Raw genomic sequence first — 21,470 nt, forward strand, 5'->3', positions numbered from 1 at the left:
ATTATTCACCCGGTGAATAATACAGAATATTGTTACTGAACCTGAATATTCATAACTTTATTACCCGGTTTTTTAAATGTACAAGTATGAAAAAGCTGTTTCTTCCTCTGTTTGTCCTGACGTGGGTTTTGGTCTTATCAGGCATAATTCTGTTCCAGACAAAGGAATCAGATTCAGAGATAATGGAAATTGTTTTTATTGTTGTGTTGGTTGCGTTTTTCATTTCCGGCATTGTGTTGAGTTACGGCAGGATTAAAGGCATAAAAGACGGATATACGCCTGAGGATGAAATGGCAAGGAAAATAGCGCATAAAGTAGCTGCCATTTCCTATTTTACATCGTTGATTTTCTGGTTGGGAATGGTGATTCTCCATCACTATGTTGAGATCAGTACTAAAAATTTGCTGGCATCCGGATTGATTGGAATGGCTTTAATATTCCTGATTTTGTGGATTGTGTTTACGGTTCGGGGTTTACCCGATGAAAAAGAGAAAAAGCGAGAGTGAAGAGTAGTGATAAAGATTAATCCACAATATTTTCAGTATTTGTTACTAATTCTCTTAAGGATTTGATTAAATCTTCCCTTATTTTGACAATATCTTTCAGCAATTCTTTATTTTTAATTTTCATTTGGTCAGAATCTTCTTTCTGTGCATTATGATATAATCCTATAAAATGACCTCTTAGTTTGAAAAGGTTGCTTTTTATCTCACTGCTTAGAAAAATGCCATATCCTTTTGTGTAAAATATTTTTGTAACCTGTTTAAAAAAATATTCCGCATTTTTTCTTTTAAAATACATAATCTTATTTCCTTCACTATCAGTTTCGCCTCTTTCCAGAATGTTCCGGGCATTATCATTTTCTGAGAAGTATATGATTAAAGCCCAAACAGCTTTATAAGCCTTTAAAGAATCTCTGTATTTTTGCTGCTTCTCTAAAAACTTTAATTCGGTTAGTTTTTGTTTTCTCCAAATTTTATGACCTATGATGTATCCTGTTATAGCCACTAGTATAATTACAATGGGATCAAGAATCACATCAAGCCATTTAAGTAAACATTCTGTATTCATTAGTTAATTGTATTTTGTACGGTTTCCATCATTTTATCATAAATATTTCCAACTAAGTTAAGAATTTGGTTCGTGATTAAAATATCACTATCCAAATCAATGAGATTTTTTATTTTTTCATTAAACACGATTTGATTATGCATAAATCTTTTACGCCATTCAGTCAAACCATCTCCAATCAATTCTTCTCCTGGAATTTCAATTTTGAACTTGTTTTTGATGAAATTAAGGTATTCCCAATGTTTAACATATTCATGACCTTCATGCATTGTAGGTTCAAGTTCTGATGAAAATTTCGAATAAACTGTCTTCTCAAAAAGATAAATCTTTTCGAAGATCTGTTTTCTACCCAAATCATATGCTTCTAACTCTTTAACAAGCCGGTCACGTTCAATAGGTACATGATTATCAAAATACTTCAGAAGGTTTTCCAAACGCCTGTCTTTTAAAAATCTTCTGAACTCACCATAACGTTTTATTGGTAACATATCAGTAACTATATACTCATTAAAAAGTGTTTCTGACATTGGATACATTATATCAAGGACATTGTTTTCTTTTATGTCAAATCCAACTTTTGATAAATCACCATCATTTATGGCAATACCTTCAGGCAATAATTCTTTTACCATAATCCAAAGCACCCTGTCAGTGAATTGCTGATGGAGAATGGATTTCTCAGATTTATAAATGTCTTTAATTTGATAATGTAGTTGCTTTGCTTCATCAGATTCTTCATCAATTGTTTTTTGTTTTGCTTTTAAATTACTGACTATTTCCTGTGGTTGTAATTTAATTTTGTCAGCGTAAAATCTGGGTTTATCATAAAAAGTTTGAGAGAGTTCATTTAACATCCTCTTTATGGCAAACGAAACATTATCCGATGATTTAAGATCATAGCCCTGATTCTGCAAAGCCTTTATAACTGGCGGGTTAAAAAATCCCCTGGGAAGGAAAGGTGTGCCATCCTCATAGTTCTTTTCATGTGTCTTTTTGTCGAGTTGAATCATGTAGGCATAATCATCCAGAAAATCATCGACATTAAACCTTCTGTTTTTAAATTGTTCAAGTTCTTCATTCAGCCATTTTATTTTTTGTCTGTAGTACTTTATAAAAAAATCAGAAGTGACCTGACATTTAAGTACATTTATTTTATAAAGGAATGGATGTTTTTTGCTTGAAATAAAAAGCTTATGCGATTTGAAAAATTCATCAATATTAAATTTGTTCGATCTGAAATATGCAATACTTTTTTGTAAAAAATCATACTCCTGATCATTCAGCTTTAACTTATGCATTTCGCCACTTTTATCTTTATGATCGTAGGGAGGGGACATAAACACGATATCTCTGGCAAGTTGCTGAGCCATATCACCAATCTTAATCTTTTCTGCCCGGTCAATTAACCTGTTTGATTCTTTAAGCATCTTTTTAAGGAATTCCTTGGTTTGTTTCCGGTTACTTTTCCATTTATAACCTAGCAGATAATACCTGACAGAATCAGGTAAATCATTAAATGAAATTCTTTTTTTTAAAAGAATTTCATTTAATATTTTCTTTCTTTTAAGCAGTTCCTTGTTATCTCCCTGATCTCTTTTCTTTTCCAAAGTGAAGTCGCCTACCGGTTTAATATTGCCTGATTGTACATCTGCAATAAATGTATTTATCTTGTTGAGATGCTCCTGAATGAAATCACCAGGAGACGTTTTTAAAAATCCTTTACGATAAAGATACCCGTATAGAAAAATATTAGGCAGTTCATATGTACTCAGAATTGCTGTTGGTTTAGGATTATTTTTTCCCGGCAAAGGCCAGTTATTATATTTTTTACCGATTGAAATACCTATTCTGTTACCAACCAATCTGTATTTCGGATAAAAGGGATCAAAGTCATCAACTGAAATATTATGTTGTGTCCAGTAATCAGGGATCTTTTCTGCTGAATAATTTTCAAGTTCCCCAAATGTCCGTATTTCCTTTAAGATTTTTCTTTCCCTTTCAACAAGTATGTTTTTTTGATATTCGTCTTTTACCCATCTGCCAATCTGAATATGGAAGTGAATATCATTTAAAAGTTTAGATTCATCAAAATACCGCAACGCAAAGTAGGGGAAACGGTCACCATGCCTTTTCATTATTGGCTGTTGTCCTTCATCAGGTTCAGTACCGGCTTCATCAGTCTTTGCAATAAAAAGTTTTTGGTCTTCTTCTCCTAAAATGCTGAAAAGTTCCTGTGGACATCTGGAAAGCTCATTTAAAATATCCAGTTTAAAATCTGAACTTTCGAGTTTGGGATACGGTAACCTGCAGCAATGTTCAGTAAATGTTTCCAGGGTTGCCCTGAATTTATGGTCCCTGCTGTCTTTAAAACCTTTGATTCCTGCTAGAAACTGAAATGCATATTTTTTCTCCAAAAAGAAACAGGTAAAAAAACATAATCCCTTGAGTGTGAATTTTTCATTATCAGAATTTAGTTTGTACCAACCCTTTTCATCATTTTTTAATATAAAAAAATCCTCTGACGTAAAGAAACCACTCATTCTGTTTTCCGCTTTAGTAATGGCTAGGTCAAAATACGGTTTTAAATCAATGGCGCTGTAAGCTTCTAAAAAAGGATAGTGACTACATGAATTCCTTAAATCGGTTAGTGTTTTAACAGCAGCCTTTAATTTTTCCGGCAGGTCTTTATATAATTCTTTATCTTCTATGTTCTTCCCCTGCCTTAAAAAAGGGAAATGTTTTACCAAAAGCTGGTTTCTGTATGCCAGTTCATCCGGTTTGTTTTTTCCGAATTTTTGATTCAGAATTTTTATATCGGTTAAATTTTCTTCCAGAACTGCATCGTTTGAACCTGTTAGTTCCAGACTTATATCCGATAAAATCAAATAGACACTGTGCTTTGCCATATTCAGGTAATGGGCAAAATAAAACGGATGTGTTAATAATGTAATGTTCTCTTTTTGGGGTTGGTCGGGGTGTGTCATGGTACAAATAATTTAGTTTATATCAAAAATACACATATTCCTTAAGTATATAAATAACAGGCTGCTAATATTTCAATTACAAAAATGGTCCAATGCAGTAGAATCCGGGTTGTTTCGCGTCAGTTTTTTTAATGTAAAAAACGCTCTGTCGCTTTATTGAAAAGCAACAGAGCGTTTTATGTTGTTTTTACCTTTCAAAAATAAGGCATCTACAACGGCACGTACAGCAATAAGAGGTGTTGAAGAGTTGTTTTCACCTTTCAAAAATAAGGCATCTACAACGATTGGTGCGGATGAAATTGGAACATGCCTGTTGTTTTCACCTTTCAAAAATAAGGCATCTACAACGTACTTGCTGCAAGAGAATATGCTCTTGGTGTTGTTTTCACCTTTCAAAAATAAGGCATCTACAACACACCGGATCAATATAAACTATTCAATACAGTTGTTTTCACCTATCAAATATAAGGCATCTACAACCTGCAATGCCAGATTATGTTCTGATATTTAGTTGTTTTCACCTTTCAAATATAAGGCACTTACAACTTAATACAGCGTTTTCAATACCATATCATTGTTGTTTTCACCTTTCAAATATAAGGCACTTACAACATTACTAATCCAGTTGTTTTTGTTGCTCCAGTTGTTTTCACCTTTCAGATATAAGGCATCTACAACTTTTGTTTGTATTGTACGACAATGGCCTTAGTTGTTTTCACCTTTCAAATACAAGGCACTTACAACTTCGGAACAAAACAATAAAATTTAAAGATAGTTGTTTTCACCTATTAAATATAAGGCATCTATAACCTGGAGAGTATTTCTCTTGGAGGTCTTGGAGTTGTTTTACCTATTAAATATAAGGCATCTACAACAAAACAGGACAAGAAGCTTTAGATAGCCTTGTTGTTTTTACCTATCAAATATAAGGCAAGTACAACAAGTGCCCACTGAAGTAACATTGAAATACAGTTGCTTTCACCTTTTAAATATAAGGCATGTACAACGACTTTAGCGAAGTGAAGCACGAGCGAGCGTGTTGTTTTCACCTTTCAAATATAAGGCATTCAAAACGTGCATTCATTATCACACGCTGTTAGGCAGTTGTTTTTACTTTTTAAGCATTAAGCATCTACAACTCCGTCCGTTTGCGGCATTGCTTCTAACGGTTTTCAAAATTACAGTAATTGAGCGAATTTAAAAATCCATTTTATATCATCAAAAGGTCATACGTTGAATCTAACCTATTAAATATGACTCATCCCAGACGTAATAAACAGATAGAATTGTAATAGCCCGGTAAGGATGACAGGTTTCTGCAAAATAAATCAAATTCTTTTTCTTATGATTAGTGTATGTAAACTCTTTCGGGACCTACGGCCCTCATTTTCCATTTTGATTGTGTTACTACCATACTACCGCCTCTACGAGGCTTAAATTTATGTAGAAATCTTTTAGACAAAGCACCGGCGGTGCGCAAGTATGGTAATAGAATGATAACATAAAATTTTTGGAGCCCGATAAGGGTGAAAGAAATATCCGAATCAGAATCAGTATATTAGATGACCATTAGCTTCATGCTTGAATTTAAATCCCCCGTCCGTTATACAACGGACACCCCCTTTTCTGAAAGGGGGACAGCTCTGATTCCTGTATCTTTTTAAAATATCCCCGTTAAGGCGTATTTAGAAGTGTTGCAATAAATGATGGAGTAGAAGTGATACCCGACACGGTTGGTTTCAATCTTTCTTTCCAGGTTTAAAACCGGACTGCCGGGTTTTATTTTCAGAAAGTTACTGATGTTATTGTCAGCAATTATCGCTTTCAGGTTTTGTTCACCGCCCTTAATTTCTACCTGATAGTTGGATCGCAGCACATCAAATAAGGACCGGTCTTCAAGCTTTAAAGTCGTAAACCTTGGCATATTGATGTTTGGCATATAGCTGATATCATAAAAAATAGGATCATTATTTAAAAACCGCAGGCGTTCAAAATAAATACACCCCAACGCTTTAATATCATCATCAACAGGAAAAATGAAATCTTCCGGCCAGGGGCGGATTTCCGGTTTTACAATAATTTTTGTTTTCAAATTCTGATCACCAACAGCCGAGGTGGTACTTTGTATGGAGAGAATGCCGATATTTTTCGGCAAGGCATTTACAATACTTCCCTTTCCTTTCTGCTTCTTAATGTATCCGTCACTGACCAGGGCTGTTAAAGCCTGACGAACTGTGGGTCTGGTGATATTATGTATGCGGCACAGGTCATTTTCTGATGGCAACAGGCTACCCTCCGGATACATTCCGTTAATAATGTTCCGTCTCAGAATTTCATAAAGCCTTCTGTATTGCGGTAAATTCTGTTCCATTTTTGCCTGTTTTAGTGTGATTCAAAATCCAGCTTTCAAAAGTATGTAAAAAAAATTGTTTGGCCAACTTGTAAATACAAGTTTATTGTTATAAGTTTGTGGTGATTTTTGAATAATTCTCTGTTAATGGTTTATTCATAAAGATTTCAGAATGATTACATGTGTGTTAACATGTAAATATAAGTTGATAAAAAATTGAAATAATATCATATGGCACAAGCTGTTATCATGCCCAAACAGGGGCAATCTGTAGAGGTCTGCATCATTTCTGACTGGTTCAAAAATGTTGGGGACACAGTATCCAGGGGAGACGTTTTATTTTCGTATGAAACCGACAAGGCCTCGTTTGAGGAAGAAGCACCCTGTGATGGTGTTTTACTGGCACGTTTTTATGAAGCCGGCGACGAAGTTCCGGTTTTACTGAATGTATGTGTAATCGGTTCTGAAGGTGAAGATGTCTCTGAGTTTAAACCGGAAGGTGGTGCCGAAGCGGAACCGGAAACTGAGGTTGCGGCTGTGCCTGAAAAGGAAGAAAAAGCGGCACCGGTAGAAAAGAAGGCTGAAGCTCCGGTTCAACCGAAAGAGAGTTCTGAATTTACCGGTGTTTCACCAAGGGCTAAAAACCTGGCGAAGAAAGAGGGGCTTGATCCGAAATCGCTTGAAGGAACAGGACCTGAAGGCCGTGTCATTGAACGTGACGTGAAAGATGCCATGAGTTCAAGACCAAAAGCTACACCACTGGCGAAAAAGATGATGAGCAGCGAAGGCCTATCCGCATCGGCAGGTTCAGGTTTGGGGGGACGCATTACCAGTAAAGATCTGGCTGCGGCACCGAATATTGTATATGGTGAAGATTATGAGATAAAGCCATTGACTCAGATTCGCAAGCTGATTGCCAAAGCGATGCATGCGTCGCTGCAGAATTCAGCTCAGCTGACGCACCATTTAAGTGCGGATGCACGCAGAATGCTGGAACTGCGCAAAAAAGTAAAAGCTGCTATGGCAGACGGTTATGATACCAACATCACACTTAACGATATGGTATGCTATGCCGTTGTTAAAGCACTGAAGAAATTTCCTCAGGCCAATTCACACTTCCTGGGTGAAGAGATGCGCTTATTTAAAAAGGTTCATCTTGGTTTAGCGGTTGATACAGAACGTGGACTGATGGTTCCGGCCATCAAAAATGCGGATGATTTATCCATAAAGGGACTTTCCAATCAAATGGGCACTGTAGCTGCAGCATGTCGTAAGGGCGCCATTGATCCTTCGTTGCTGGCTTCTGAAGCTGCATCATTTACCGTTTCCAATCTGGGGAACTATGGTGTGGAGATCTTTACTCCGGTCATCAATCTGCCACAGTCTGCCATCCTTGGTGTCAACACAATTCTACCACGTCCGAAAGATCTGGGAGACGGCATGTACGGATTTGTGCCTCACATCGGTCTGAGTTTAACGTATGACCATCGTGCACTGGATGGAGGAGAAGCAACCCGCTTCCTGAAGCAGATCGCAATTGAGATTGAAAATTTAGAATTTGAACTATAATAATTCAATTAGGAATTTCGAATTAGGAATTACGAATTGAACAACTGTCACGAAATAATAAAAACAAACAGATATGCCTAAAGCACAGTTTATCGACCCAAAAGCGGTCCGGAAATCAGGAGAACTGACATTTAAGCCAATTCCCGTTAACCAGTATAACAAGACTGTTGAAGAAGAAAAAGCTAATTTTACAAACGAGGAGTTAAAGTCCATTTACCACGATATGGTAGTGATCAGGGAATTTGAAACCATGCTGAACCTGATAAAAACCACAGGTGAATACAGTGGTATCCCTTATAACCATCCGGGGCCTGCCCACCTTTCTATCGGTCAGGAAGCAGCTGCCGTTGGTATGGCCTACACCCTTGGTGTGGATGACTTTATTTTCGGATCACACCGTAGCCATGGCGAGATTTTAGCCAAAGGTTTAAGTGCTATTCGTCAACTGAGTGACAAGGAGCTGATGGAGATCATGGAAAACTTCTTTGATGGTGCCATTCTTAACATTGTTAAAAAAGATTTTTCGGGTGATACCAAAGCACTGGCACGCCGCTTTTTGATTTACGGTACACTGGCTGAGATCTTTGCACGTGAGACCGGTTTTAACAAAGGTTTGGGTGGTAGTATGCACGCGTTCTTTACACCCTTTGGTGTATATCCGAATAACGCCATCGTAGGTGGTAGTGGTGATATTGCTGTTGGTGCTGCTTTATACAAAAAGGTAAACCGTAAAAAAGGGATCGTTGTTGCCAATATCGGTGACGCCTCTATGGCAACCGGTCCGGTTTGGGAAGGCCTTTCATTCGCATCCATGGATCAGTTTACCCAGTTGTGGGAAGGTGATATGAAAGGTGGACTACCGGTCATCATCAACATCATGAACAATCAGTATGGTATGGGTGGTCAGACCAGCGGTGAAACCATGGGATATGACATTGCAGCCCGTATCGGTGCCGGTGTAAACCGCGACCAGATGCATGCAGAACGTATTGATGGTTACAATCCTTTAGCTGTGATTGATGCTTATCGTCGCAAACGTGAGATTCTGGATGAGAAAAGAGGTCCGGTATTACTCGATACACTGACCTACCGTTACAGCGGACATTCACCTTCGGATGCATCTTCATACCGTTCAAAAGAAGAAGTAGAGGCATGGGAATCGCAGGATTGTATTGCATCGTACGGAAAAGATCTGATTAAAGCCAAAGTAGCTGCACAGAATGATCTGGATGCTGTTTGGGAAGATATAAAATCTGAATTACAGGCTATGCTGAAACTGTCTATCGACGATGAAGTATCGCCACGCATGGACATGGAAAAATATCCGGAACTGATTGGTAATATGATGTTCTCTGACGAGTCAGTGGATAAAATGGAAGACCGCGAACCGGAAGTTAACCATCCGTTGGCAGAAAACCCACGCGTAAAACAGATTGAACGCAAAGAGCGCTATGCCTTCGATAAGGATGGTAAGCCGTTCTCTAAAATGAAACAATACCAGTTACGTGATGGCTTGTTTGAAGCCATTGCCGACCGTTTTTATAAAGATCCGACCCTGATTGCTTATGGTGAAGAAAACCGTGACTGGGGTGGTGCATTTGCCGTTTACCGCGGCCTTACTGAGGCTCTGCCTTACAACCGCCTCTTCAACTCACCGATTTCTGAAGCATCTATCGTTGGAACTGCCATCGGTTATGCCATGTGTGGTGGCCGTGTGATGCCGGAAATTATGTATTGCGACTTTCTTGGACGTAGTGGTGACGAGGTATTTAACCAGTTACCGAAATGGCAGGCCATGAGTGGTAACCTCATTAAAATGCCGGTTGTTATTCGTGTTTCGGTAGGATCCAAATATGGCGCACAGCATTCACAGGACTGGACATCGCTGGTGGCCCATATACCCGGTCTTAAAGTGGCTTTCCCTGCTACACCGTATGATTCCAAAGGATTGATGAACGCCTCTTTACAGGGAACCGATCCTGTGGTATTCTTCGAAAGTCAGCGTATTTACGATATTGGTGAACAGTTCCACAAGGAAGGTGTTCCTGAAGGGTATTATGAAATTCCGTTTGGTGAACCGGATGTAAAACGTGAAGGTTCTGATATTACCATTTTGTCGGTTGGTGCCACCTTATACCGTGTACTGGAAGCTGCTGATAAACTGGAAGCTGAATATGGCATGAAAGCAGAGGTGATTGATGCCCGCTCTTTGGTGCCGTTTAATTATGAACCGGTGATTGAATCCGTTAAAAAGACTGGCCGTGTGATTGTAACAGGCGATGCGACTGCCCGTGGATCTTTCCTGAACGATTTTGCGCATAACATTGCCGAACTGGCTTTCGATTACCTCGATGCACCTCCGGTAGTGGTTGGGTCACGTAACTGGATCACACCAGCTTATGAGCTGGAAGAGTATTTCTTCCCACAGCCGGACTGGTACCTGGATGCCATTCACGAAAAAATTGTTCCGCTGAAAGGACATACCGTGAAAAGCAACTTTACCAAAGCCGAGCAGATCAGAAGAAACAAACTGGGAATTTAATCATCAGTACAATATGACAAAAAATCCAATGATAATAAACAGCGAACTGGACATCCTGAATGTAAACGGGCATGTCCATTCGCCATACTCATTCTGTTCCTTCGATTCCATTGAGCAGATGTTCAAAATGGCCAGGGAAGAGGATGTACATGTACTTGGTATCAACGACTTTTTTACCATGGACGGTTACCCTGAATTCAGCAGGCTAAGTAAACAATATAAAGTTTATCCTCAGTTTAACGTGGAGTTTATCGGCTTGCTGAGCGACCTTCAGGCAAAAGGCATTCGTATAAATGACCCGAATAATCCGGGACGAATATATTTTAGCGGGAAAGGCCTGAGTTATCCATTAGTGATCAACGATGAAAATAAAGCATTTATTGACGGACTGATCAGTGAAAGCCAGCGCCAGATAAAGGAGATGACACAAAAGGCGAGTGCGTTGGTTGACGCCATCGATCCGGAACTGGAATTCACATACGAGTCGGTAAAAGCTGCATACGCTGAAGAGCTGGTCCGTGAGCGACATATCGCTAAGGCCATCCGCATTGCTGTATTTGAAAAATATGTAGAAGAAGCCGATCGTAATGCATTTTTTGAAAAGCTGTATGACGGAAAGGCGGTAAAAGCCAATCTGAATGATATTGCTTCCGTGGAAAATGAATTGCGTGGCAATCTTCTGAAGAGCGGCGGAAAAGCTTTTGTGGAAGAAGACCCGGCGGCATTTCCACCATTGAAACGCATTATTCAGTTTATCATAAATGCCGGTGGTATTCCATGTTATCCGGTTCTTCTGGACGATAAAAAAGGGAATATTCTGACGGAATTTGAATCGCACTGGGAAGCCATGGATACCATTCTGCAGGAACTGAATGTGCATGCCGTTGAATTAATTCCGTCCAGAAACTCAGTGGAAAAACTGAGGGAATTTGTAGCGTACTTCAGGGCGAAAGGATATGCAGTATTTTTAGGATCAGAGCACAATACACCCGGTGTATTTCCGGTGGAAGTTAAGATTGAAGGTACACTGGAATTGCCGGATGATCTGAAGCATGTATCATACGAAGGTGCCTGTCTGATTGCAGCTCATCAGCATCTCCATGCCAACGATCAGGCCGGTTATGTGGATGAGGAAGGCAATGCAGATAAACAAAACATGGAGAGCTACATCAAAATGGGCGATGAAGTGATCAAATCATTTATTAAATAACAGGGACGAGACAGATATGGAACAACACGTTAAAGATCTGATTGAAATATCGCAGTTTTACGGGAAAAACAGTGAGATGGTGATTGCCGGTGGTGGGAATACCTCGGTAAAGACAGACGATAAAATCTGGGTGAAAGCCAGCGGAAGTGCCCTGAGTACCATAACCGAGGAAGGATTTGCGGTTCTTGATCGCGCTAAACTGAAGCTGATTGCACAAAACAGTTACAGCAGCGATCCGTTTGAAAGAGAACAGCAGATTAAAGACGATTTGTATGCAGCCACAATCACCAAAGAGCGTCGCCCTTCCGTTGAGACATCACTGCACGACCTGATGAATTACAGCTTTGTGATCCACCTGCATCCTACATATTTGAATGGTTTGTTGTGCAGTCAGAATGCTGAACAGGTTATAAATGAACTGTTTGGTGACTCTGCCATTTATATTCCATATACCGATCCTGGCTATATTTTATTTAAGGAAGTGGAGAGCCAGGTTGAGAAATATGTGAAAGAAAAAGGGGTTGATCCGAAAGTTATTTTCCTTCAGAACCACGGTGTTTTTGTTGCTGCAGATACAACGGATGAAGTCAAATCCATTTACGATGATATTTTCAGTAAAGTAAAAGCACAGATCAAAGAAGCACTACCGGAAGAAGTTTTGCCGGTAAAAGAGGGAGTCTCTGAATTTATTCCGGCTTTGCGTATGCTGGTTTCCGATGACAAAGTTAAAACCTTAAAAGTACGCCGAAATAAACTGACGGAACACTTTGCATCAAACGCTGAAAACTTTGATAAAATCAGCAAGCCGTTTACACCGGATATCATTGTCTATTGCAAATCCAACTACATTTACCTTGAGAATACAGAATCAGCAGCAGCGCTGATTGCTGAGTTTCAGCAGAAATATGAGGTGTTTCAGAAAGAGCAGACGCATGAACCTAAAGTCGTTGTAATTAAGGACTATGGCATTGCAGCCATTGCTGAAACAGCTGCGCAGACCAACATTATTCTGGATGTGTTTGAGGATATGCTGAAAATTGGCTGGATTTCTGAATCTTTTGGAGGTCCGCACGCCATGACCGCCGAACAGATACAGTTTATCGATACCTGGGAGGTAGAGAATTACCGCCGTAAGGTGGCTGCAGGTTCAGCAAAAACGGGACGGGTAGAAAATAAAACGATCATTGTAACCGGAGCTGCACAGGGCTTTGGAGAAGGCATTGCCAGGGAACTGATCCTTGAAGGCGCCAATATTGTGGTGGCTGACATTAATCCCGAAGTGGGACAAAAGACTGCAGCAGCTTTCAATGAAATCGCTTCAAAGAACCGCGCCATTTTTGTTCAGACGGATGTGTCCAATATGGACAGTCTGAATAACCTGATGGACACAACCGTTGCAGAGTTTGGGGGACTGGATGCATTTATCAGTAATGCCGGTATCTTACATGCAGGCGGACTGGATGAAATGGATCCTGCCACATTCGATCTGGTAACGAAAATCAATTACAACGCCTATTTCTACTGCACTAAAGTTGCTTCAGCAGTCATGAAGCTTCAGAATGCATATAAACCGGGATATTACACCGATATCATCCAGATTAACTCAAAATCAGGGCTGAAAGGCAGTAAAAAGAATTTTGCCTATGCCGGTGGAAAATTTGGTGGCATTGGGCTGACACAGTCCTTTGCATTGGAACTCGCACCTGACAAAATTAAAGTTAACTCGGTATGTCCGGGTAACTTTTATGAAGGTCCGCTGTGGTCCGATCCTGAAAACGGCTTGTTTGTGCAGTATCTGAACGCTGGCAAGGTTCCCGGTGCCAAAACCATTGATGATGTGAAAGCATTCTATCTGGCTCAGGTGCCACTCGGAAAAGGCTGTTCACCTAAAGATGTGGTAAAAGCAGTGCTATATGCCATCGATCAGGAAAACGAAACAGGACAGGCTATACCGGTAAGCGGTGGCCAGGAAATGTTGCGGTAAAATATTAATAAATAGTTTGGCGTAGGCTTTTGTCTGCGTCATTTGCTAATATATTCAGATCGACGTAGTCTGGAGACTACGCCTAACTATCAGAACAATATAAAAGTATAGACGTTAGTCTATAAAACACGAAACAATGAAAACAAAAGCAGTAAGATTATACGGTAAAAAAGATTTAAGACTCGAAGAGTTTGAATTACCGGCTATAAGCGATGATGAAATTCTGGCAAAGGTGGTCAGCGACAGCATTTGCATGTCGTCTTACAAGGCGGCAACCCAGGGAACAGATCATAAGCGTATTCCTGACAATGTAGCTGATAATCCAATCATTATTGGTCACGAGTTTGCCGGTGAACTGGTTGAAATCGGTAAAAACTGGCAGCATAAATTCAAGGCAGGTCAGAAGTTTTCCATCCAACCTGCGATTTATTATCCCGAAGGACCTGTAGGTATTTTAAGTGCACCAGGCTACTCTTATCCTTACTGTGGTGGTGATGCCACCTATGTGATCATTCCGAAAGATGTACTGGTTCAGGATTGCCTTCTGGCGTATGACGGTCCCGGTTATTATCCGGCGTCACTGGCTGAACCATTATCGTGTGTAATTGGTGCCATGCATGCCAACTACCATACAACGCCCGGTTCATACGAACATAAAATGGAAATTGTGGATGGTGGAAAAATGGCCATCTTGGCGGGTGTAGGTCCGATGGGACTCGCCGCCATCAATTATGTGATAAATCGTAAGGATCGCAAACCATCTTTGATGGTGGTAACCGATATTGACCAGTCACGTCTGGACAGGGCTGCCTCAATCTTTCCTCCTGAAACTGCAAAACTGAACGGCATAGAACTGATTTATCTGAATACGGGTAATGTGGCTGATCCGGTAAAAGCATTGCGCGATCAGACAGGTGGAACAGGTTACGACGATGTATTTGTATTTGCGCCGGTTCCACCGGTGATAGAACAGGGAGATGCCATTTTGGGACAGGATGGATGCCTGAACTTTTTTGCCGGGCCATCTGATCCGAACTTTAAAGCAAGCTTTAACTTTTATAACGTCCATTATGCATCCACACATGTGGTTGGAACCAGTGGCGGAAATAACGACGACATGGTGGAATCGCTGGAAATGTTCGCACAGGGACTGGATCCTGCCGGTCTGGTCACCCATATCGGCGGACTGAATGCGGTGCCTGAAACCACATTGGATCTTCCTCATATTCCGGGTGGTAAAAAACTGATTTATACCCATCTGGATATGCCGTTAACTGCGATTTCGGATTTTGCTGAAAAAGGAAAAACAGATCCGTTGTTTGCAAAACTCGATGAAATCTGTAAGGCTCATAACGGCCTCTGGAGTGTGGAAGCAGAAACTTATTTGTTACAAAATACCTTTGCCTGACAAGCATGAAAAAAGTGGCCATCATAACCGGAGCATCCAGAGGAATTGGAAGGCATATTGCGCTTGCCCTTGCTCAGGATGGGTATAATCTGGCACTGGTGGCACGTTCTCATGAAAGTCTGGCAAACATATCTGAAGAACTCAAAAATTCAGATGTAGAAATTTTACCGGTGGCAGTTGATCTGGAAGACGACACTGCCCCGGAATATATTATGACGCAAACCATCAGCCATTTTGGCCGTTTAGATGTGCTGGTTAACAATGCCGGTATAGCTTTGAACCGGCCATTTGCGGAGAGTTCGGTTGAAGATTGGCGCACTATTTTTAACGTCAATGTTAAGGCTTCTTATTTTCTCTGTCAAAAGGCTGTGCCTTACCTGAAAGAAGCATCCCGTCCGGTAATTATCAATATAGGATCGGTGGTTGATCATAAAGGCTATCATAATCAGAGTTTATATGCCTCATCCAAACATGCCGTGGCGGGTTATACCAGTGCGTTAGCCAAAGAGGTTCAGGAACTGGGAATCCGTGTTCATCTGATATCACCCGGAGGTGTAAATACAGAAATGGTCTCAAAAGTCCGACCGGACATCAATACAGAAGACCTGATTCAACCGGAAGAAATTGCAGACCTGGTTGTGTTTTTATGCAACTATAAAGGCAAAGGAACGATTGATCGGATCGGGATACGCCGCTTTAATTCGCTGGCCTTTGATTAATTAATCTAACTTATTCAATTACAAGTTTGGAATTACCTTTTACTTTGTAATTTTTTGTATCAATATAGGTGCAATAAAAGAAGATATTCCAGGATTTCAATATATCCTTTTCATATTCTCCCAGTTTAAGACCTTTGTCAACTTCTATTTTTACTATGTGACTCTCTTTAAATCTATTATCAACGGTATCAATTAAAAAACCGTATGATAGAACTGAATCTTTTCCCAAAGAATAAACCTGTCCTCTTAAAAGGACAATGTGATCTTTAATCTCTGCATCATATGTTTGAACTACGGGATAAAGATTTTCATTTATAGTTTTATCTTTACAATTGTAGAAAATAAAAACTATTATTATCAGAACTAGAAGTTTTGCTTTCATAGATTAAAACAATATACCAGTATTTAAGGATACCTGTGATTCACTAAAATAATCTGTAGAACGAGTTAAATTATTAGAAAAGTTCAATCGAAATTCAACAAACCATGATGCTTTATTTCTGTAATCGCGAATAATTCCACCGCCAATATTAAACCCTTTCAAAAGACTTTGTGTCATTTGTTCAGCAGGTATGTCAATTAAAACTGAATTTCCATTTGTGACATATTTAAAGACCACACCATTTTTTTCATTGACCACTGTTAATGATGGACCAATAATGATAAATGGATTTATGCGTTTTGTTAAAAATGTATATTTAAAATTTAATGGAATATTCAGGTGCGATGCATTATACAGTAAATCATGTTTATAATTATAATACTCAAACTGATAATAAATGCCTATACATTGGTAGTTAATTTCTGGTGCAAAAGAATAGTTGCTTCCTTTGATTGGAATATCAGTGAATACACCAAGAAGAGTATTCCAGTTCAATTGTTTATCTGTAATTGAAAATAAATTATTACTCTTAGGTTCATTAAGACTTGTTAAATGTATCCCCGTTTTAATTCCCCAGCGTATCCTCGTTAAATGAGATGAATTGCATTTATTCAGATTCTCAGCTAAACGCTTAATTCTGTATTTATTTGGAGTTAAATACTCTATGTCCGAATTTACTTCGGGACAATAATTTACATAATCATAAAACACCTTTTTAATACTGTCTGTATTGTTTGAGATTATTATTAAATCTGTAGTATCATTTTTAAACAAATAATAATGTTGATTTCTGTCAGGTGATCTCAAATAATATATGGTAAGGTAGTTTCCTGCCAATTTTTCTAAAAAGAACCTTTGTTTTTTATTGTGATAATTAACATCAAATGCTTTATAAACTTTACCATTGTTCGTACAATATTCAATTACTTCATTTGGTGAGAATTTTTGCATCACTTTATCTTTAAGCATTACTTTGCAGCAAAGAGCATTACTTGTTTCACTTTCATCGTATACTTTTATGTTGTATTTGGTTAAAGAATCAGTTCTGTAATAACTTACCTGACCATTACAATAAAAGCTAGAACATAACCATAATGCAATAAACAGGAATTTAATATAGGCTTTCATATATTTTGAGTCTTATTGCGTAATTTTTAAAACAGGTATTATAATTCTTAATATGACTTAAGTGTAAAAATAGCGTTTTTGTTTATACAAACATCGAGTTACAAACATTTTTTGTTTGAAATTAGATTTATCGGTTAAAAATACAGAAGACCTCATTCAACCTGAAGAAATTGCTGAACTGGTTGTGTTTTTATGTAACTATAAAGGCAAAGGAACGATTGATCGGATCGGGATACGCCGCTTTAATTCGCTGGCCTTTGATTAATTTTGACTTCCCGCAGATTTCGCCGATAAACGCAGATTTTTTCAGTCGTTGGTTTAAGCTGTATGTCATGCACAATGTTCCCGATTAGTTTTTATCGCAATTGTTAAAGGTTTCAACAATTTCCGGTAAATCGGCTATAAAAAATATTTCAGCCTGAACCAGGTTAACCACGGCACCACAATCCCCGAAGTATTGATTAACAAAAACTTTAAATTTTTGGTGAATCTTTTTAGATTCAATAATTGCTGTTTGCTGCCCTCTGACACCTGATGAGCTGTTTCTATCATATTCCCAAACCTTAAAATTATCTTCATAGGGGCTAATGACCAGTAGATCATTGTATTGTGGGAATTTCAGGTAGTATAAAAAGTGTTTATCCGAAGGAATATAATCCCGCTCATACAGATCAACCCTGCCGGATTTAATCTTTTGAATAAAAAAATCATCTCCTTGCGATGAATGTGATAAGTATAAATTATCGTCAATTTGATATCCTTTTATCTCATTTGCCCTGTAAACAGTGACTGAATCATTGGCATCCTTCGAAATACAAAACATATAATAGTTGCTCTTTGCCCTGCCTTTGAAAGCAAGTAGTTTTGTGGCTATGGTATCGTTATTCATAAATACATATCCATCCTTAAACGTCCCTTTGGTAAGTAGTTTGTCTAAACGTTCCAGTGTTTTGCTGATATACTTCTCAGTTTCATTTTCAGACTTTAGCAGTGTAACATTCATGAACAGGATTAAAATAAACAGGCATTTGTACATGGGTATACTTGAGATTTAGGTTAAAAATCTTTTCCAAAAAACTTTGAAATATCAAAATAGTATTTTACGGTTTCACCGGTTTGGGTTTTAAATTCAAGGATGTCGTAAGGTTTTTTACGTTCATATACCAGTGATTGTCCAACAAACTGGCAATCTTCACAGTTTTCCCTGGCATACTGGTATTCTTCAGGAACACTGTTCACTATGATGGCTCTTTCGAAGGAACTGCCATCCCGTTCTGATGCAGGTAAGCCACTGGTGGTTTTGCAGGCAGATACTGCAAGAATAAATAGTATCACCGCTGTTATTTTTTTCATGATTCAACAGGTTTAGTAAATAACATATTCTACAAATAATGTTTGTTCAACTGCCATATTTCCGGTGCTGACCGGCATTTTTGATTTTGAGATACCAGTATTATTTTCTTCGCGCGCAAACATAAGTTCATTTGCCGGACCGGATGTCGATAATTGTTCATTACTGATCCGGCCTATGGTTTTGTTGGTTTCAGGCAATTTTGTCAATAATTTATCTGCCAGTATACTGGCATTTTCAAGTGCATTCAGGTAAGCTTCGTTGCTCAGGCTGTCGATTTTACTGTGCTGGTAAGTTAAATTCCCAATGGAGAGGTCCTCCATAACCAGAAAGCGGGTATAAAAGTCGCCCAGGATATCCAGATTCCGGATCACCACATGAACCTGTGATGAAGCATTATATCCGGTGAATACATTTGAGTTATTTCGCCACTCGTATGCTTTATTTAAGCGTAAACTGGTTGTGAGTATATCTTTTTCTTCAATGCCCAGTTTTTTGAGTATGTCGTTTACCGTACTGGCTTTATTTATCAATTTTGATTTGGCTTTTTCCAGGTTTTTATCCACGCAGCTCAGATTAAGATCAATGGATGCCTGGTCCGGTTCAGCCAACACATAACCTGAGGCTTTTAAAACTATGGTTTTATTTGATATATTCTGCTGACAACCAATAAGAAATGTTGAAAGTATGGCAATAATAACTATTTTTTTCATTACCGGAAGGATATTAAGTTTATCAGGCTAAGTTATGAAAATAAAATTTAACGGAGAACAGTGTACGACTGATTATATTCTTTTGTAGGGTTTTGTCTATTTCTTTTTCCGGTTCTTATGCCGTTAATTAAATTTAAAATTGACTTTCTGTTTTTTAAATTATATATTTGATGAGATTAATTAAAAATAAGAAACTTTACCCTTCTTAGTTAACAGACATAAAAGAGCAATTTACCCATTTGTTCAACTGTTTATCCCATCAGATCTGCAATCATGCATCCGTTTTGTGTATTGAAGTTTAAAGATGTTTTATACACCTTTTGTATTAATACACGCTTTTCATAACCATTGTCCTTTACAACCTTGTTGTAAGTGACCGGGCGAAGCTGTTGCAGGTGCTATGAAATTGAGAAAACAAGTAACCTTTAACCACATCAGATGTTTGTAAAATTTAATGAACCCTACTGGTTCGCTATTTCCAGGTCTTCATCCGGCTACATTCTTAAATTATACCGACTGAATTATGATATATATGTGATCCGGATTGAAACAGTTGTGTGTATAAATGAGATTGTTACAGTCCGCTCATGATTTATGAAACGTTACAAATACTGAAAGAAGAGCTGGAAGCTTATTTCATGGAAGCTGGCCTGGGAAAAGTGGTGGTGTTGGACAATATTGCAATGTGGGACTATGAAAGTGAAGATGATACCCGGTTCAAAGACAGGGTAGTGATAACACTGCTTAAAATGGAGGAGGAGACCACTTTGAAGAATATTCCTACGACCAGGGTGGTCAATGAACAGACTGAGACAAGGAATGCCCCGGTTCATTTGAATGTGTTTGTGCTCATCAGTGCCAATTTCGGAAAGTATGATACGGCTTTAATTCATCTGTCACAGGTCATTGAATTTTTCCAGGGTAAAAAGATTTTTACTACTGCCAATACGGTCTATGACCGGAATAATGTGGCATTTCAGGATATCAGTTTTTTCAGGTTTAATGTGGAACTCGTCACACCGGATTTTGAAGCCCTGAATTACGTATGGGGAACATTGGGTGGAAGACAGCTTCCATCGGTAATCTACAAGATTCAACTGATTGAAATAGAGCGGCGCAGGAAACTGAAAGCCGGCAGACCTGTCATTCGCATATCCGGTGAATTCAAAGATAAAACATAATGGGGTTCAATATTGACTATCGTATTCTATTTAAAATCAATGTTTTTCATCATTACTATTTAGATAAAGGTGGAATTGATTTTGATACCATGTCCGATATCGACAAGGAGAAACAGCTGCAACAATATGCAACGGATGTTTTTTTAAGCATCAGGCCGGATGCTAAAACAAGAGGGTTGTTATCGGGTCACCGGCTTTTGTTTAAAAATACTCGGACAGGTTTTATGGTATTAACATCAATGGATGGGAGCAAACCCGGATTGCCATTGGAAGATAATCTTGAATTTACGTTTCTGATTCACTTGAAGGATCCTGATTTTTTTTCATATACCAAACTTGAAATTGAAAATTCCGGTAATCTGTATTATTTCTCTAATACGCGTTTAAATAGTGAGCCGGCTTCATTTCCACTCATAAAATTGTCAGGGAATACTGACAGAATTGATTCTGGTTTTGTGATACAGGATGCAACAACAATGTCCGAAAGAAATAATCTTTATGACTCAGAGATACTTGGCTTATTTGGGATTATACGAATTGGCATCAAAGGAGAAAATAATACCCTGAACCTTTTAAGTAACACAGGTGAATTACCGGCAACACCGGTATCTTTTGTTCTTAATTTTGAAAACCGGCATACCTTTTGGCGGTACCGTTTTGATAAAGATCAACCGGTTAATCCTTCAGATGATGTAGAACCCGAAAACGGTAATCCCAAAATATTAGTCACCAAAACAACACACCCCTTAACGCTTAACGGATTTGTGAACATTCTAAAAAGCGGCAGACAACTTCCAAACCCTGATTTGTTCACTTTCGTTCCTGATATTCCTAACGATAAGTATTATTCAGAAATATACATGTAAAACTAAAAATCA

The 21,470-nt window shown here is 38.6% G+C and carries 19 protein-coding genes; 10 read left to right on the forward strand and 9 right to left on the reverse strand.

Annotation, left to right across the window (positions count from 1 at the left end):
- The first annotated feature begins 86 nt into the window (after positions 1-86).
- Positions 87-506 carry a hypothetical protein gene (locus ACE1EF_RS01390; protein WP_375718811.1) on the forward strand — a complete coding sequence of 140 codons (420 nt, stop codon included), beginning with the start codon at positions 87-89 and terminating at the stop codon, positions 504-506.
- 16 nt (positions 507-522) lie between these two features.
- Here ACE1EF_RS01390 and csx28 read toward each other — a convergent pair whose 3' ends face one another.
- From csx28 to ACE1EF_RS01410, 4 genes are all read right to left on the reverse strand, one after another.
- Entirely contained in the window at positions 523-1,071 is a 549-nt protein-coding gene (csx28, locus tag ACE1EF_RS01395) for a type VI-B CRISPR accessory protein Csx28 (RefSeq protein WP_375718812.1), read from the reverse strand.
- The gene (gene cas13b, locus ACE1EF_RS01400) at positions 1,071-4,055 is read right to left on the reverse strand and encodes a type VI-B CRISPR-associated RNA-guided ribonuclease Cas13b (protein ID WP_375718813.1); all 2,985 of its coding nucleotides are present in this window, start codon (positions 4,053-4,055) and stop codon (positions 1,071-1,073) included. Before cas13b ends, csx28 begins: the two co-directional genes overlap by 1 nt.
- A gap of 153 nt (positions 4,056-4,208) precedes the next feature.
- Entirely contained in the window at positions 4,209-4,451 is a 243-nt protein-coding gene (locus ACE1EF_RS01405; protein ID WP_375718814.1) for a hypothetical protein, read from the reverse strand.
- A 1,264-nt stretch (positions 4,452-5,715) separates the two neighbouring features.
- Positions 5,716-6,426 carry a GntR family transcriptional regulator gene (locus tag ACE1EF_RS01410; protein WP_375718815.1) on the reverse strand — a complete coding sequence of 237 codons (711 nt, stop codon included), beginning with the start codon at positions 6,424-6,426 and terminating at the stop codon, positions 5,716-5,718.
- 210 nt (positions 6,427-6,636) lie between these two features.
- Between ACE1EF_RS01410 and ACE1EF_RS01415 the strand changes: the two genes are divergently transcribed.
- The 6 genes from ACE1EF_RS01415 (at position 6,637) to ACE1EF_RS01440 (ending at position 15,837) form a co-directional block, all read left to right on the forward strand.
- Positions 6,637-7,974, forward strand: a complete 1,338-nt coding sequence (locus ACE1EF_RS01415) for a dihydrolipoamide acetyltransferase family protein (RefSeq protein ID WP_375718816.1) — start codon at positions 6,637-6,639, stop codon at positions 7,972-7,974.
- Between the two features lie 73 nt (positions 7,975-8,047).
- Positions 8,048-10,516 carry an alpha-ketoacid dehydrogenase subunit alpha/beta gene (locus ACE1EF_RS01420; protein WP_375718817.1) on the forward strand — a complete coding sequence of 823 codons (2,469 nt, stop codon included), beginning with the start codon at positions 8,048-8,050 and terminating at the stop codon, positions 10,514-10,516.
- 13 nt (positions 10,517-10,529) lie between these two features.
- Entirely contained in the window at positions 10,530-11,726 is a 1,197-nt protein-coding gene (locus tag ACE1EF_RS01425; protein WP_375718818.1) for a PHP domain-containing protein, read from the forward strand.
- 16 nt (positions 11,727-11,742) lie between these two features.
- Entirely contained in the window at positions 11,743-13,710 is a 1,968-nt protein-coding gene (locus ACE1EF_RS01430) for an SDR family NAD(P)-dependent oxidoreductase (RefSeq protein WP_375718819.1), read from the forward strand.
- A 136-nt stretch (positions 13,711-13,846) separates the two neighbouring features.
- Positions 13,847-15,118, forward strand: a complete 1,272-nt coding sequence (locus ACE1EF_RS01435; RefSeq protein ID WP_375718820.1) for a zinc-binding dehydrogenase — start codon at positions 13,847-13,849, stop codon at positions 15,116-15,118.
- A 5-nt stretch (positions 15,119-15,123) separates the two neighbouring features.
- A complete protein-coding gene (locus ACE1EF_RS01440) occupies positions 15,124-15,837 on the forward strand; it encodes an SDR family NAD(P)-dependent oxidoreductase (protein WP_375718821.1) in 714 nt (237 codons plus the stop codon).
- A 10-nt stretch (positions 15,838-15,847) separates the two neighbouring features.
- On the opposite strand, the gene ACE1EF_RS01445 is transcribed toward ACE1EF_RS01440, so the two are convergent.
- Together ACE1EF_RS01445 and ACE1EF_RS01450 are read right to left on the reverse strand one after the other, a co-directional pair.
- On the reverse strand, positions 15,848-16,219 hold the full coding sequence (locus ACE1EF_RS01445; protein ID WP_375718822.1) for a hypothetical protein: 372 nt from the start codon (positions 16,217-16,219) through the stop codon (positions 15,848-15,850).
- Positions 16,220-16,222: 3 nt separating this feature from the next.
- Complete coding sequence (locus tag ACE1EF_RS01450) at positions 16,223-17,347, reverse strand: porin family protein (protein ID WP_375718823.1); 1,125 nt, start codon at positions 17,345-17,347, stop codon at positions 16,223-16,225.
- Positions 17,348-17,462: 115 nt separating this feature from the next.
- Here ACE1EF_RS01450 and ACE1EF_RS01455 point away from each other — a divergent pair, with 115 nt between their 5' ends.
- Positions 17,463-17,612 (forward strand): hypothetical protein, encoded by a 150-nt coding sequence (locus ACE1EF_RS01455; RefSeq protein WP_375718824.1) that lies wholly within the window; start codon positions 17,463-17,465, stop codon positions 17,610-17,612.
- A gap of 84 nt (positions 17,613-17,696) precedes the next feature.
- Here the strand turns inward: ACE1EF_RS01455 and ACE1EF_RS01460 are convergent, their stop codons facing one another.
- The 3 genes from ACE1EF_RS01460 to ACE1EF_RS01470 are packed head-to-tail and all read right to left on the reverse strand — an operon-like array spanning position 17,697 to position 19,411.
- Positions 17,697-18,350 (reverse strand): hypothetical protein, encoded by a 654-nt coding sequence (locus tag ACE1EF_RS01460; protein WP_375718825.1) that lies wholly within the window; start codon positions 18,348-18,350, stop codon positions 17,697-17,699.
- Between the two features lie 53 nt (positions 18,351-18,403).
- Positions 18,404-18,700, reverse strand: coding sequence for a hypothetical protein (locus ACE1EF_RS01465; protein WP_375718826.1), 297 nt, complete (start codon positions 18,698-18,700; stop codon positions 18,404-18,406).
- Between the two features lie 12 nt (positions 18,701-18,712).
- The gene (locus ACE1EF_RS01470) at positions 18,713-19,411 is read right to left on the reverse strand and encodes an SIMPL domain-containing protein (protein WP_375718827.1); all 699 of its coding nucleotides are present in this window, start codon (positions 19,409-19,411) and stop codon (positions 18,713-18,715) included.
- A 587-nt stretch (positions 19,412-19,998) separates the two neighbouring features.
- Here ACE1EF_RS01470 and ACE1EF_RS01475 point away from each other — a divergent pair.
- Both ACE1EF_RS01475 and ACE1EF_RS01480 read left to right on the forward strand, forming a co-directional pair.
- On the forward strand, positions 19,999-20,592 hold the full coding sequence (locus ACE1EF_RS01475) for a Pvc16 family protein (protein WP_375718828.1): 594 nt from the start codon (positions 19,999-20,001) through the stop codon (positions 20,590-20,592).
- Positions 20,592-21,458: a hypothetical protein gene (locus ACE1EF_RS01480; protein WP_375718829.1), complete on the forward strand. Its 867-nt coding sequence runs from the start codon at positions 20,592-20,594 to the stop codon at positions 21,456-21,458. Before ACE1EF_RS01475 ends, ACE1EF_RS01480 begins: the two co-directional genes overlap by 1 nt.
- Positions 21,459-21,470: the final 12 nt, after the last annotated feature.

The sequence above is a fragment of the Quyinboa sediminis genome, from assembly GCF_042219855.1.
Lineage (GTDB): Bacteria > Bacteroidota > Bacteroidia > Bacteroidales > UBA5342 > JBHJHP01.